Source organism: Leptospira vanthielii serovar Holland str. Waz Holland = ATCC 700522, from assembly GCF_000332455.1.
GTDB lineage: Bacteria > Spirochaetota > Leptospiria > Leptospirales > Leptospiraceae > Leptospira_A > Leptospira_A vanthielii.
The window spans coordinates 91937-106906 of sequence record NZ_AOGY02000072.1 but is presented as its reverse complement, the minus strand read 5'-3'; the positions used below and the strand labels follow the sequence as shown (position 1 = coordinate 106906).

At 39.6% G+C, this 14970-nt stretch carries 8 protein-coding genes; 4 read left to right on the top strand and 4 right to left on the bottom strand.

Annotation, left to right across the window (positions count from 1 at the left end; translation table 11 throughout):
- The first annotated feature begins 7 nt into the window (after positions 1-7).
- Together LEP1GSC199_RS18220 and LEP1GSC199_RS18215 are read left to right on the top strand one after the other, a co-directional pair.
- The gene (locus LEP1GSC199_RS18220) at positions 8-5908 is read left to right on the top strand and encodes a TIGR04388 family protein (RefSeq protein WP_002989324.1); all 5901 of its coding nucleotides are present in this window, start codon (positions 8-10) and stop codon (positions 5906-5908) included.
- Positions 5909-5921: 13 nt separating this feature from the next.
- Positions 5922-6548, top strand: coding sequence for a hypothetical protein (locus LEP1GSC199_RS18215; protein ID WP_002989562.1), 627 nt, complete (start codon positions 5922-5924; stop codon positions 6546-6548).
- A gap of 224 nt (positions 6549-6772) precedes the next feature.
- On the opposite strand, the gene LEP1GSC199_RS18210 is transcribed toward LEP1GSC199_RS18215, so the two are convergent.
- From LEP1GSC199_RS18210 to LEP1GSC199_RS18200, 3 genes are read right to left on the bottom strand one after another with little or no spacing between them, the layout of a single operon-like run.
- Positions 6773-8629, bottom strand: coding sequence for an adenylate/guanylate cyclase domain-containing protein (locus LEP1GSC199_RS18210; protein ID WP_002989459.1), 1857 nt, complete (start codon positions 8627-8629; stop codon positions 6773-6775).
- Positions 8626-10602: a glycoside hydrolase family 5 protein gene (locus LEP1GSC199_RS18205; RefSeq protein WP_002989537.1), complete on the bottom strand. Its 1977-nt coding sequence runs from the start codon at positions 10600-10602 to the stop codon at positions 8626-8628. The genes LEP1GSC199_RS18210 and LEP1GSC199_RS18205 overlap by 4 nt, the downstream gene beginning before the upstream one ends.
- Before the next feature lie 4 nt (positions 10603-10606).
- Positions 10607-11926 carry an O-antigen ligase family protein gene (locus LEP1GSC199_RS18200; RefSeq protein ID WP_002989234.1) on the bottom strand — a complete coding sequence of 440 codons (1320 nt, stop codon included), beginning with the start codon at positions 11924-11926 and terminating at the stop codon, positions 10607-10609.
- Positions 11927-11975: 49 nt separating this feature from the next.
- Here LEP1GSC199_RS18200 and LEP1GSC199_RS18195 point away from each other — a divergent pair, with 49 nt between their 5' ends.
- Together LEP1GSC199_RS18195 and LEP1GSC199_RS18190 are read left to right on the top strand one after the other, a co-directional pair.
- Positions 11976-13265 (top strand): glycosyltransferase, encoded by a 1290-nt coding sequence (locus tag LEP1GSC199_RS18195; RefSeq protein ID WP_002989396.1) that lies wholly within the window; start codon positions 11976-11978, stop codon positions 13263-13265.
- The gene (locus LEP1GSC199_RS18190) at positions 13262-13897 is read left to right on the top strand and encodes a hypothetical protein (protein WP_002989297.1); all 636 of its coding nucleotides are present in this window, start codon (positions 13262-13264) and stop codon (positions 13895-13897) included. Before LEP1GSC199_RS18195 ends, LEP1GSC199_RS18190 begins: the two co-directional genes overlap by 4 nt.
- Here the strand turns inward: LEP1GSC199_RS18190 and LEP1GSC199_RS18185 are convergent.
- A complete protein-coding gene (locus tag LEP1GSC199_RS18185; RefSeq protein WP_002989262.1) occupies positions 13857-14960 on the bottom strand; it encodes a hypothetical protein in 1104 nt (367 codons plus the stop codon). The genes LEP1GSC199_RS18190 and LEP1GSC199_RS18185 overlap by 41 nt on opposite strands.
- Positions 14961-14970 lie beyond the last annotated feature (10 nt).

Sequence of the window (14970 nt, the reverse complement as noted above, 5' to 3'; positions counted from 1 at the left end):
GTTCTCTATGCATTTTCAATCCTCTTTTCGCCGTTTCTTATTTTTTATTTTGTGTTTTTTGGTTTCCGTATTTGGGTATACCATCTCCGGTCAGTCTCTTTCTGAAACTTGGAACCCTCCTGTTTACCAACCTTCCGACTACTCTGAGTTTTATGGGAGTGTATATTTTTCACATTCTTTAGATGAGTGGGACTATAAAGTTGAAGAAGTTTTGTATCAATCAATGGTCCAGTGGAAAGAAGCGGCTGACTTAATGGTTGAACAAATGTTAATGTTAGAAGATGGATCGGATGCATTTATCGCAAACGAAGGTTATATAGATGAAAGAAGGAAATCTTTATTTTCTGAAGTTACAGTTCTTTATTCTGCATGGGAAAGAGAGTTAATCGATGATTACTTTGAAAATCGAAATGCTTTTTTATACAAATTAGAGACAGGTAAGGTAGATTCTCTGTATTTCCAAAGGATTGGCCAGGTATCAATGTATGAGGAATACACAAAGGAAGAGTTAACAATCACAGAAAATAGAAATCGAATTTTGGAATCGGCAAAAGAATGGGAGTTTCAGTGGGGACAAACAAGGCAAGAAGGTTTGGATTCTTTTGCAAATTCATTTACAGAGCTGGAAAGCGATTATCAGGCATATATTCATTCTTTATCTGAAACTGAAAATCAATTTGCAGATAACCTGAATGCAATTAACACATATAAGGAAACAATCAAAACCGCATTACGAGAAGTAGTATCGCAACTGCAACTTGGATTGGATTCTTCATGTTCGGTGGACACCGGTTGCCAATATAAAAACTTTGATGGTAGTTTCAATGAAGCAGGAAAGCTATTTTCAAAGTTCATTGGTGATCTTTCTGAACAATTAAGCCAATCGAATATTGATCCAGATTCTATCCTTACAGTAATTTCCACGAAAATTAGAGATTTTCTGTCTGATGAATCCAATAAAGCATTTTCGGAATACACAATTTTCAACGATCAAATTTATACATATCAAACAGGGTTTCAAATCAATTTAGATCAAACTAAGTCAAAATTTGATTTAGGCGGAGCAGATTGGAACCTTAAACATCAGTCATTTTTGCAGCTATCGTCAGACAAACGTTATGAAAATTGGCTAGCGGGAGGATCTGGAGAAATTGGAAATTTTAGTCGAGTTTACGATCCGGAACTACAAGGCATTTTTCAATCCATCCATAATTCTGATTACCAAAGGTTAACCTCTATCATAAACAGTAGGTTAGGTGATGGACGGAGTGTCCAATCCATATTTTCTGCGAATTTGTATACCGATGTGTATAATTATATTAACAATGAAAAAATTGGCGATTTTTACGTTCCCTTTGATAAAGCGCACCACACAAGTGGGAATTTATTGTTAGATGGAAAAGATAAATATGGTTTATGGCTAGCTGAAAGAAGTTTTTCGATGTCGGATCAAAAGAGATTAAACCTTCAAATGGGTGCCATAGGTTATTCGGTTATCTATGAGATGTATGATGATAATTCCTACCAAACATCTTTATATTGGAAGGGAAATCATTTCCAGTTAGGTGGACAACGTGATCATTTTCAAAATACATTATTACCGGCTGTATCCCATTGGGAAACCAAGGTAAAAGAGTATTCCGAGTTTTATGAAAACTGGAAAGACAATCGAGAAAACTTAATCGCCGATGCTACTGCTAAATTGGAAACCAATCGAATGGAGCTTGAACGTTCAAAAGAAGATTGGTTACAACGTCTCGATGAGGAAAAACGGAACGGACTTAGGACTTGGACAGATTTATACGAACGCGGGGAAACAAAAGAGATTTCATCTCCCACAATTTCTGCTTGGTCCCCCAATGTAAAATTAGATCTGTTTCAAGATCAAAAACTTTCTGAATTTCAGGCTTTAAGCATTTTTAATGGGCCAACGAATGACATTTCCATTGGCAATGGTAGTCTTTTAAACGAATTACAGAGAACGATCGTAGGTGTAGGTCAGTATGCTTCGGTTCTTCAGATGAATACTGATTTAGAAGAGTTTAAACGTTTAGAACAGAAGAAACTAATCAACCAAATGGCTTATGGAATCCAATGGGATTCATTGGGCGGAAGAGAACTAACCAAAGAGGAAAAGATTTTACTTGGAAATTATGACATATCGCAACTATCAATTGAGGAACAAAATAAATTTGGATCTTGTTACGAAAATCCTGATGCCGATGTATGCAAAACATTATTAAAAAAAGAATATGATACAATTATTGATTCAAGGAATGGAGTGGTTACCTTAAAAAAAGAAATACATAACGGTTTACTCGCCGGGAAAAATTCCGAAGGGCAGTATACAGCTGGAAAAACGGAAGAGGTTCGTCATGTTCAGTTGAGTTCCGTCGGGAAAATACAAATAGCAAATAACAACAGTTTTTTTGCTATTTGGGATGAAGAAGATTGGGTTTCTCTCAATCAAAAGAAATCCGAAATCACTCAGTCTTTTTTAACTCATTCGCTGCAAAAAGATAAGCAGTTTATCAGCTCGGGTATGGCTTCTATCCAAGAGAAGGATAATCGAAATAAGGAATTGTTTTTAACAAGGAAGGAGTCACAAGAGAATGCAGATTCTATTTTCCAGGAATTGGCGGTGGCTTATTTGACAGGGGGGGCAGGTGGTGTTAGAGCATCACTAAAGGGAAAACTGGATTCGGCGATTAATAGTGAGTTGGCAAAAGCTTGGATCACGGCAACTGGTGGTAGCGAGTCCGACATACAAACCGCATCAATGTTAATCGATTTTATGCGAGGTAGAATGAGTGCCAAAAAGATACAATCGCGTGATCAATTTATATCGATCAAAAATCCAATCCAAGCTCTAGAATCAATTACAGCAAAAACTCTATCCACTGCAATAAAAGTTATGGACAAAGCGACACTTGGTATGTCGACGATGACTTTAAATTTAACACAAGCATCTTCTATGGCTGTAACTAAATCACTGATTGGAGATAGACAATATAATAAAATCAATGGCCAAATCGCAGGAACTGGCAAACGTTTACAAGAGATTAAAGCAAATGAACGAATGTTAGTTCAAAATGGAATATCTGCAGCAATTTCTCAAAGTACAGGGATACCAACTGATGTTATCTCAAAAATGTTAGGTGACAAGTATGGTCAAATCAAAGCAAAAAAAGCAAACAATGACCTGGCAAAAAATCCTATCTTGGATTTGGGATCACAGGTAATGGGTGCCTTTGGCGGGATTGCGAAAACAGCCATAGTTGCGTTTGGAATGCCAGAGGATGAAATCCAATCGGTTTTGGAAGACACCAATGGAATCATCAATGCAGGAAATATAGATCAAAATTCGTCAACTAACTCTAGTTTTGGTTATACCCTACAAGCTATGGGTATGCAAGCGGGTTGGACAAAACACCAAAGTGCCTACCTCAATCTTCGCGATTCAAAAGCTGTGGTAGAAGATCTTGGAAAAAAAGCCCTTACAAAAGAATTAGCAAAATCTATGGGAATACATGAGGACGCAATCGGTCAACTTGTAGATTCAACTTATTCTTCTTACCAAAAACAAAAATCAGATAAAAAGGCTAGGTCGAATGCAGTCAGACAAACTGTTGTGAATGCCGTTTCCATTGCCATCACTATGGGAGCTAGCGGATTATTGACAGGAGCTAATTCAGCGCTGTCGGCAATAGGAAAAGCTGTGAGTAGCGTCACTAACGGACTACTGCCTGCTACAACCCAAGTCGGACAAGCTGTTGCCTCTACGTTTGTGCAAACCCTCGCAGGAAGCCATGAAGGACCGAAAGGAGCAATGGCAGGGTTCGCTAACGGTGTATTAGGTGGAATTACACAAGGGGTTGGAAAAATCCAATCGGGTTTGTTTAAGGGGATGGTGCCCGGGATTGGTGTTACCTATTCTAATACGAATGGGTGGGGCGGATCTCTCGGGATTGGAAACACAATTAGCAATATGAGTGTTAGTTTCTCCGAGAAAGGAAATACGACCATCCAAGCTTCACAATCTTTGGGTAGGGGAGTGCAAGTGACAGCGGATGTCACAACCAATGGAGCTGCCAATTTAGGTTTCAATTATAATCCTACAGGTGAGGGTCCTAGAAAGGATTGGAATTTTTCTATGATGTATGACTTAAATGGGGGAGGTCTTAGTGGAAGTATCGGTTATACTGATCCCAATTCAAAACTTGGTCTAACTTCTTCAATAGATAAAAATGGAGTTTCCACCTCATCTGAGTTACAAGGTGTGACTCTAGGAACAAATTCAAAAGGCGGATTTGAAATGCAGGAAATGAATTTTGCAGAACAAAATATCAATGCCGCACAGGATGAAAGTGAAGTCGGTGATGGGGAATCATTGGCTAACCCGGAAAGTGATTCTGATATTTTTTCTGACTTTTCCACCGCAGCTGGCACCATGGGGGCTTTGTTACTCGGGGGTGCGGGTTTGGGATTTAGCCTAAGAAACCGGTTCAGAGAAGGACTCACGGGAATTCCGTCCATTGGCTCTGATACACAAACCTTTGATATTCAATCTTCCTCTGAGAAATCTCTACTGGGAGCGATCACCAATCCATTAAAGGCAGGGTTACTTCGCATGGGAGAATCTGTTTCGAGTTTTGCCGATGGATTCACCATAGATAAAAATTTGGATCACAACCAAAAATCAAAAGCCGAGTCCAAACCACAAACATCTCGTGAGGAAATCAAAAAAATTGAATCTAGTGTGATTGATGATTTTGAAAAGGACTCTCGTCTTGATACAGAAAAGAAACTTTATGAACTAAGAAAGGCGGGAGTTGACTCAGCAGGGATTGAAGCAAAAATAAAAAAACTCCAAGGCGGTAAAGATATTCCTATCACTAAGGCTGTCGAAAAGGAACTGAATGAATACATCCGTTTGCGAGAAGCCAATTCACAATATACATTCATTCCAGGAACGACAGTTTACCTCCCATCCGCAAGTGCCTTGGCAGGGGTTAACCTAAAACATGACTCTAAGAAAGAATCAAATGCCGCCTATTTGAAACGATTGGGGAATGAAATCTGTGAAGCTTCCAAAAATGTAGATCTTTCTACTAAGGAATTAGTCACCGAACATGCCGTAAACGTGGCCAAGCTTTTAGGGGAATCGCTGAAAGGGAAAATTTCTTACGAGCAATATAAAATAATCGATGGTAAAGAAGTGGTATCTGCTGTAAATCCTGTAGATGCGAATGGATTTCGCTCTGTGGATGGACTTGATTGTATTCGGTTTATTGGAGCCGTTCTGAATGCCTCTGGTATCACCACCCCGGGTAGTTTTGCAAATTTAAATACAGATGTTTACCAAATGCCAAATGAAATGAAAAATATGAGTTCTGAATACGCAAATCGCACTGTCCATAAAAATGGAGTGGAATACTTTCGCCAGGCTTCCGGTTTTATGAATTTAGTTTCTGATCGAATTACAACCAGTAAGGAGTTAAAAGACCACAAAGCCAATTTCAAATCCAAGGAACTCAGCGTGGGACTTATTGGAATCACAAGGGCCGATATAAATTTGCCAGATAGCACGGTATCCGCAGTAAAGTCGGATCATGTCTACATGATCACCGACAAAAGGTTCAATAAGGAACTTGGGATTTTTGAATATCAGATTGCGGAATCTCGAGGCGGGAAGGGAGTTGATAGTCGGTGGGTACGGTCTGAAACGGACCAAATGCTCAGAGAAAAACTCCGACCAGTTTTAGCTAACAATGGATTATCAAAAAAACAAATTGAAGCCAAATTGCTAAAAATGTTAAGAACATCACCTATATCTGACTATTTTCATAGATCTGAATTATATGAATTAAGACCACAAAGTAGAGTCGAGGCAGAAAATGAGACTTAGGATTTTATTTTTAATGTTAATACTTTTTAATCTTACTCTCTGCAAAAAGCAAGAAATTATGTCGGAAGATGAGGACCCATTTTATTCAGATTTAGAAGAGGGTTGTTATTCAACTCAAATAGATAGAAATATAAAGGAGAAGAGCCAATGTATAACTAAAAAAGAAGACATGCTTTGCTTCAATATTCTGCAAAATTCAAAATTTTCACGGATAGACCAAGTCTTAAAAAATACAAAATGGACAAGTCCCAACTTTCAAGAGGCAACTTTAAATTACTACATTAATAAGCTAGGTACGATAACCGTTTTGGAAGGAGGGCCTTTGAGAAAAAGAGTCGAGTATGAAAAAATCGGAAAAGGTAGAATTTATAAAAAAAATGAGAGCTGGATATATGAGCAGTTTTGTGAATACGACAAATGTGAAAAATTAAACTTCGCTATTGAATATATTAATTGCAATGTTCGTTATTATAGAGATGATAACGAACACCGATTATTTCTCACTATTGGGAACCGCTTTTATGATCATTATGATGATACAGAAAAAAGAAAATTTCTTTCGATAGTTCTTGAAGATCCCGTTAAACCACAAATTGAAAACGGATTTGAGTTATATCTCGTCCCTCCGCCTCCTAAATAAACCCCGCACCAGCGATTGCAGCGTAAAGCGCGGTCGCTTGAACAATTAATGTAGCTTCCACCAAACGTTTGCGAGGCGCCCCAGCCACTCCACCAACTAATCCCTATAAACTTCTCTTCTCTTATCCAAAGTTCCCTGTTTCCCACGGAGGCGAGGCCAGGGATGGCCGTAGCTCGCCAGTCGGAATAGGATGTTCCGCTGGCAGGAGTGGGAAATAGAGAACTTCATACCTTCCAAACGTAAACAAAATCAGTCCGGTCGGCCCAAGGGAGAGGGAATTCGGTTTTGTGAAGTTTGATGGATTCGGAGCGTAGGTATTCTCGGACGTCGCGGTCACGGAAGATAGTTTCGCTAAAGGAAACTTCTCCGGAGTTGGTTACAGATTGAATTTTTGCGGTATAGTTGACTGTGTTCCCAAAGTAGTCAATGTTACTGTTAAGATTTACAGCCAGGCAGTTGCCTGTATGGATGGAAATTCGTATCCTAACGGGCGTATGTTGGTTTTCGGGGTGAAACCATTCCTGCATTTCCTTGGCAGCTTTTAATGCTTGTAAGGGGCTTGAAAAACTCGCCATCACCGCATCACCTATGGTTTTCACAACCACTCCTCTAAAGTTTTGGATGATTTGGTTGGTTTTGATAAAGTGTTCTCGCACTTGCAAAAAAGCGCCGTGGTCCCCTTCCGTTTCATAGAACTTCGTCGAACCAACTATGTCTGTAAATAGGATGGTTTTGATCCCGATGTCTAGCTGTAAATTGGTGGCAATGGCTTCCTCGGAAAAAAGATCCCGAAATTCTTGGTAGTTAAAAATCTCAGAGGGTCTAAGGCTTGTTTGGTCTTCGCTTCTTTCTTCTAGGATAATGGTAACATCGGAATCGGATTCGTTTTCAAAAACTAAGTTTGGTTTTGGTGAAACCTTGATTTCTTCTTCTTTGGTTTCCGGTAACCACAAAATATCTGTTTGTTGGTAAGTGGGTTTTATATCTACTAGACGATATTTTTTATCCCCTTTTTTTCGTAGGCGAAAAACTCCTGATCCAACCAGTAAACTGGCAGAATAGGATTTTCTAGCGGGTATTGTTTTGGTGAGTAGGATGTGTTGTTTGGTGGCGGGTTCTGCTGCACAATAAAATTGTTTTTCTATGATTCGGATACTTGGGTGGAGGTGAAAGGTGACTTCGATGGAATTAACACCAGTGGTATCAAAATCAATTTCGCAAACCTCACATTCGTCTTTGGATGGTAAATCACTTAGGCGAGTGAGACTTGTTCGAACGCCACGGCAATGGGGGCAAACAATGTCCCAGCTGAGTGTAAAGATCCCCAAACGACATCCTTGTAAAAATAAAAATAAAACTTCGTCGGGATCTAGGTTTAATTTTCGGCTAACTTCCTTTATGCGGATTCTGTCGAGTTCATTATCGGATGCAGTTTTGATCCATTGGAAAACAGAACCAACGGCCTCTTTAGAAATACCTTTGTCTATCAGGTTTTGGGTTTCTTTGTCCAACTTTTCTGGATGGATCCATTGTGCTTCTGGTACAAAAGAAAATTCTTTTCCAGGAACCAAAGTTAGTCTTGGTTTTTTGTGTTTGATTTCTTCGGCTATCTCGCTCAGTGCTTTGCGAAAGGAAATTTCTAATTTGGGCATTGCAAACTGCAATAGTTTACGCATAAAAAAATTTCGAGGAATCCATCCGAAGTATATGTATACTTTGCTTCTTGATTCACCTAATGTTTCTAAGATGATTCTGCTGCGGACGTAGTGACCAAATCCTTTTTTGTAAATACGGGCATTCCCAATTTCTTTGAGATACTCCCACTCCCAAGGAACTTCTTCCCATTCTAATTGGAAACCAACTTGTCTAGTTTTTCCCATCAGTTTTCCGTTTTGTTCCTGATAGTCAAATCTGGGCATACCAATCCTATGGTTGAGATCGGAGGTATCGATCAAGTGGGGCCAAATTTCTTCCCGAGTCACAGGGAGATCAAACTCCCACAGAGAATCCATGGGAGTTGCGAGTGTTTTCCAGCGATCTTCCCAGGGGTATTTTTGCAGTAAGGATTCCAAATCAATCATAGTGGTTTTAGGATGAGGCTCGCTTTCCCCCCATTCCCTTTGACTGTAAGTTCCCCTTCCTTTTCCGAAATTTTTTCTGCATTGGAGAGTACAATTTGTACGCCATTTGGATATACGAACCTTGGAACTTTGATGATACAAGGCTCTGTGATAGCAAGATCCGATAACCATTCAAAATGGAATTCACGGTTATCTAGGTTGTATGTCATTTTGATAGGAGTTCCTTGGGTAAAAGCAGCATAAGGCCTGCAAAACCCTTCGATGGCGCGGCCGCCACCTCCATACACATCGGGATCGGAACCAGGAATGATTTGGTCTTTTGAAAAAATGCTGAGATCTTCTTGGTTCCAACCATCTCCCACCATCAAATCATTTTCGTTCGAAGCAGTGTAGTTCCATAGAGTGTTGGAAAGAAATAAATGGTCCATCGCATTGTACATCGCATCAAGGGCCATCACATGCCGTTTCCAAATTTTTGGAGAGCGGTTGCCTTTTTTCCATTCTTTGTATGCCTTCCCTCCTTGTAGGTCAAAAGGGATTCCAAACTCACCGATAAGGCTTGGAATTTTTCCTGGAACGGAGTCGGCAGTGTTTTTAATGCGCGTGAGTTGGCGCACATACATTGCTTCGATTCCAGACTTACCGAATACTGGCCGTTTGGTGAGAGTATCGATGGCGATTGGATAGAGAAAGGTTTTGAATAGGAGGGTTAGGATATCATACCAATGGGCAGCATTCACTGCCAGCTTTGGCGCCTCTCCATTTAAGTGAGGGTGGGTGAATGCATCAGAGGCTTCCCTTTCAATAAAAACCATCCAATCCTTTCGAATGTTTTGGATGGTTTCGCCTACGGTTCGCATAAAAGGGATTAAGTAGTCTCTATCGAAGTCGATGGTTTTTCCTTTGATGTTTTGAAAAAAATCATTCCGTTCAATGAAGGGGGTTCCGTCTTTTGTGATGGTATAAGCTCCTTCCAATTGGAAGGGATCACCTGGAGATTCAGGTAACCAAATGGATACTTTGTTTTTGTTGACGGTGACAGTTTTTGTAGGAACAAATCCTCCCTTCCATACTTTGAGAGTGAGGTAGGGTAAATCAATCGCATGTCCATGAGATGAAAAAAGGGCATCAATAGGTGACCAACCTAGTCCTGGTTTGGCGGGATCTTCGTCAGTGTTCTTGAGGCCACGATCGTTCATGGCTCGACCGATAAATCCTTTGCCTGGTTCATTGAGAGAATCAAATCCCAAAACAAAATCGAAACCTTTCACTCGTTCGGCAATTTGTTTCATACAACCTAAGTAGTGATCTTGTAAATAATCCTGAACGTTTTTGCCATCGATAAGGAAATTCGGTGCAAAGTCCTTTCCGCCAAAAAACAAAGTCCAAAGGATGGCATTACCAGCATAACGATAGTTCTGCGACCAACACATTGTTGGATAGTTCTCTTCCTGACGAATGCCTGGTCTTGTGTAGTCATATGTCCTTTGCATGACTATGGCTGCATCAGCTTCCGAAAGTTTGCGATAATCGATTCCTAGTTTTTCAAATATCCATCCTGGAGCTCCGTCACCACCAGTCATCCGTGACCAAACGTCTTGGTGGAAATCAACAAAAACATAAAATCCGTATTCTCCAGCCAATCGAACGATTTCTGTAAAATAATCCAAATAGGCTTCGTCGTAATCATTCGGGCCTTTGTGTTCGACAGCCTCCCAAGTGGTTAATAAACGTAATACGTTAAACCCCCATTGTTTGAGTCGTGTGAAATGGGTATCTGCTTCTGAAAGCGGAAAGGGTCTGCCAATAAAACTGACTTCTTTATGGTCTGAAAAATCGTTAGGGAATTGGGTCCCACCATTCGGATAAGGAACTTTGGTATCGCCCCCTAAGTTAATTCCACGTAAGATTACTTTTCTTCCATTAACATCTACAAACCATTCGCCTTGGGGGGAGAGTTTTTTTGGTGCCATTGATTTATCCTTCTATCTTTAGTTCGGTTGTCTTTTTTTCTGATTCGGCATAGAGATTGAGATACCCAAGTAAAAAGTAAAACACAATCAAAACTTCATCATCTTGAAAATAACATTGTAAAAGTCCGGAAAAGAAAAAACCGACTAAACCATAAGTCATAAATCGAATTTTTTTGGGGATGTTTCCGTTTAAAAGTGTATAAAGGATGGTCCCAAATAACAGAAGATAGAGAATTCCTTGTGGTCGACCAAATACGGCTGTTAAATGGAAGTAGTCATTATGGGCATGACCACGTTGAGTGACTTCGTAAAAGAAACTTAGCTCTTTGTTTTCTTTTTCCCTTTCTTTTCTTGAGATCTCGATCTCTTTTTGGTAGTTCCCTGATCCAATCCCAAAAATAGGATTTTTTTCGATAAGCGGAAAGGTGGAATCCCAGATAAACGTCCTTCCCGAGTCCGTATGTTTTTCTCCACCAAACAAGGGATCGACTACCCGTTTGACTGCTGATGTTGTTTTGTAACCAGTAAAAACTACTACTAAAAAAAGAAGACTAAAGATACCGATGCGTTTTAACATTTTTTTGGAAATGTCTTTGTCGATAAATACCAGGATATAAATACCAAAGATTGTGCTTACCAAAGCTCCAAGAAGCGAAGACCTGGCGTTGTTGAACAAAAACACTACGGATACTAACAAAAGTAATATGGCACTCATGGAGATTTTGGAAAAAGATTCTTTTTTATACCAAGAATCGTACAATCGAAATACAAACCCAGGAAAGATAAATGCTAGTAACCCACCAAAAGTAAGGTGGGTATTCATAAGACCTATAGGAAGATAAATGTTGATGTTTGAAATTTTGCCGTAATGGTGTTGGTAAGGCCATGAGGCAGAGGTTTTATAAAGATCAGAAATCAAACGAGAGAGTCTCGTCATGGAAAAAATGGAGATAAAACCTGTGATCACGATTACAAGAGCAAAAATAAAAAAAGTTTTATACAGGTATTTTCTATCTGCTGGTTTGATTCCTTGGACTGAGATAAATGCCGCGACAAGAAAAATATCTTTCATCTCATCACGAAACGCATGTTTGATGGAAATTATGTCAAAACCGGAAGCGGAGAAATGATACAATACGGTTACAATTTGCCAAAGATAAAATAAGAAGAGAATTTTGATCAAAGGACTTGTCAGTTTTGGTTTTTCTGGGAGAAGGAGGAAAAAAACAAAAGAAAGGAGTAGAAAAAGTTGGCTAAGAGAAACAGAAAGGGCACAGGAAATGATGGACAAGGCAAGAAAGAAGCGATAGATTCGGTAAAACATAACTTTGGATGAGACTAATGCTTTTCTCCAATTTGTAAAGAGGTAACAGTTGCGAGTCTTATATTTTTCCGATACTTTTTTGCCAAAAACCGACGGAGTCGCTGTTTCGATTAAGAATTTTTCTGAACTTTTGGCTTTGCGTGGGCACGAGTTTTGTATTTGTGCTCCCAAATATGGTGATGGGGACTTTGATCGGATGACGGACAACATCCAAGTTGTACGATTTCGCTCGGGATACCTACCGAGTTACCCCGATATCAAAGTGGTTTTGCCTTCTCCTGGAAAAATCAAAAGGATCATTGAAGACTTCAAACCCGACCTCATCCACATCCATACCCCGGGCCTACTCGGTCTTTACGCTGTGAACGCTGCAGAGAGATTCGGTGTTCCCGTAATTGGAACCTACCATACACTGATGGCAGAACAGGAAATGTATGTTTCCTTTTATCGTTTGTTCAAACTCGATAAACTTTTTTTCAAAGCCAATAAGTTCAAAAAAAAATTAAATATCGATGAACTGGATAAAATTGTAAAATTTGATAACTTCAATATTCGGAAAAAAATCATCTTAAAGATCTGTAATGATATCTATAACCGTTGTGATGTGGTCATCTCACCAAGCCACCTGATTAAAGAACAACTGATTGAATATGGAATCACTCGTCCCATCACAGTAGTTTCCAATGGAATGGATTTAAAACGGTTCCAGGGAACTCCCAAAACCTATACTGGTGGGGACGCACCGAAGTTTTTACATGTGGGTCGAATCTCGTATGAAAAAAATTGTGACGTGGTCCTGAATGCTTTTAAAACTATCCATGAACACTACCCCAAGGCAACACTAACCATCATTGGAGAAGGCCCGGCCATTCCTTCCTTACAAAGACAAGCGGAACATTTAGGAATCCAAACTGCGGTTACTTTTAAAGGATTTATCCCCAATGCTGTGTTACACGAAGAATATCCGAAGTATGATGTATTTTTGACTGCCTCCACTATGGAAACTCAAGGACTTGTTGTTTTGGAAGCAATTGCTTGTGGACTTCCTGCTGTGGGAGTGGATTCTTTCGCATTGCCGGAGCTCATTCGTCATGGCGAAAATGGATACATTGCCAAACCCTTTGATTCCAAAGGAATCGCACAAGGGGCCTTGGAAATTGTTCGTAACCCAGAAGAGTATGCCAAGTTTTCCAAAAATTCCATTCAAATTGCTTCAGGCCATGATATGGATAAATGTGTAGATACAATGGAAGAAGTGTATTCCAAAGTGATTGAAGCAATGAAAGGAAAGGTGAAAAAACAAAATATCTTTGATTTGTTTTTTGATTTTATGCAATGACAAGTTTAGTCAGTGTTGAAGTGCGTTCGGTAATTTCGGGCTGCGCTATTCTTTTAACTTTTTATGCATACATTCCTTACATTCAGGGGATTCGTTTAGGAAATATTCGTCCTCATGTTTTCTCTTGGATCATCTGGGGAGCAACCACCTTTATCGTGTTCTTTGCACAAGTGGCTGGAAATGGAGGTATCGGAAGTATTCCCATCGGTGTTTCTGGGATCATCACTATCCTTGTGGCCGTTTTTGCTTATCGCAAACGTGGCGATATCAATATCACAAAATCGGATTGGTTTTTCTTTGGGTTAGCGCTTTCGAGTTTGCCATTTTGGTTTTATTTTTCCCATCCACTCGCTGCCGTGATTGTTTTGTCTATCGCTGATATTTTGGGGTTTATTCCTACCTTTCGAAAAGGATATCTTCTTCCCAACTCTGAACCCCTTGGATTTTACCTGATTTTTTTGTTTCGTAATTTCCTTGCGATCATTGCTTTAGCGGAATGGAATCCAACGACTCTTTTATTTCCTGCGTCTGCTGGAATTGCTTGCCTTGTTTTTGTGATGATGGTAAAGATTCGAAAATCGAATTTAGAAACTAATCTTTATCAGGTGCTGGATAAAAAGTCACAGACTTAAGGATTCTACCTTCTTCTGTGTCTTCATAAACCACTTCGGCCTGTTTGGTACGAGCGGGCATATAGAGTTGGATCGCTTCTACAATTTCGTAAGCACTTAAAGTATAATCCAAAACTTTAATCGCAAGCTCCACACCAAGAAACCGTTCCCGAGTAACCGTTTTAGTATCTGTTTTTTTAGTAATGATCAGCCATTTATAAAGTCTTGCCGAACGATTTGTATCCAAAAGATTTCCAATGTCTAGTTTCATTTGAGGAAGGATGGCGGGAGTTTGGTTGAAACGAACTTCAATTCCTTTTGTATTTGTATCACCGAGCCTAAGAGAAAGTTGTTTGTCAAACAAATCATCATCGATGTATTCAATGCGATCACAGGTCGAATACACTGTGTTACAGAGATTCCCATAATTTTTATGAAAGAAAAATACCTGTAACACTTTACCGGTTGTGGGATGGTAGAGAACCTTCGCGTTGTAATTTCCCATGCGACCAAATTTGAGTGCCGAACGAATTCGTTTGTATAAATTATAACTCAGGCCAAAAAGATCCTTAACAATAGGGACATCGGTAATTCCAAGGCCTCTTGTGGCGATATAAAATGGCTCTAAACTGACATGGCCATCCCTTTTGGCAATTTCGCGTAAGTATTCTGTGATATCGTCCATTTTCGATTCGCTGAGAGAAAGCGGAGAATCTGAAAAATCAACGACGACCTTACCACCGTTTTTTCCTAGTTCTTCCCAAACTTCAGATAAATACTTTCCGTCCTCTGAGTAAGGAATTTTTTTACAGTACAATTCTTGGCATTTGATTTGTTCTTCGTAATCGGCTTTGTTGGGAGAAGGGAGAATGACTGGTTGAAACTCCGAAGAAAACTCTTCTGCCTGGATTTGTGATGGGAATGAAAAAAGAGAAAGGAAAATCGAAAGTGTCAGAGAAAGGAAAAAAACTCTCTTAGGTATGGTTCTATAAGATCGGGAATGGAGGAAAGGAGAGGTGATACTAGGTTTACATTTAAAAGTATTTGGAGAAACAGAAGTAATCTTTTCCACTAGGAATAACATAAAGTCTCCT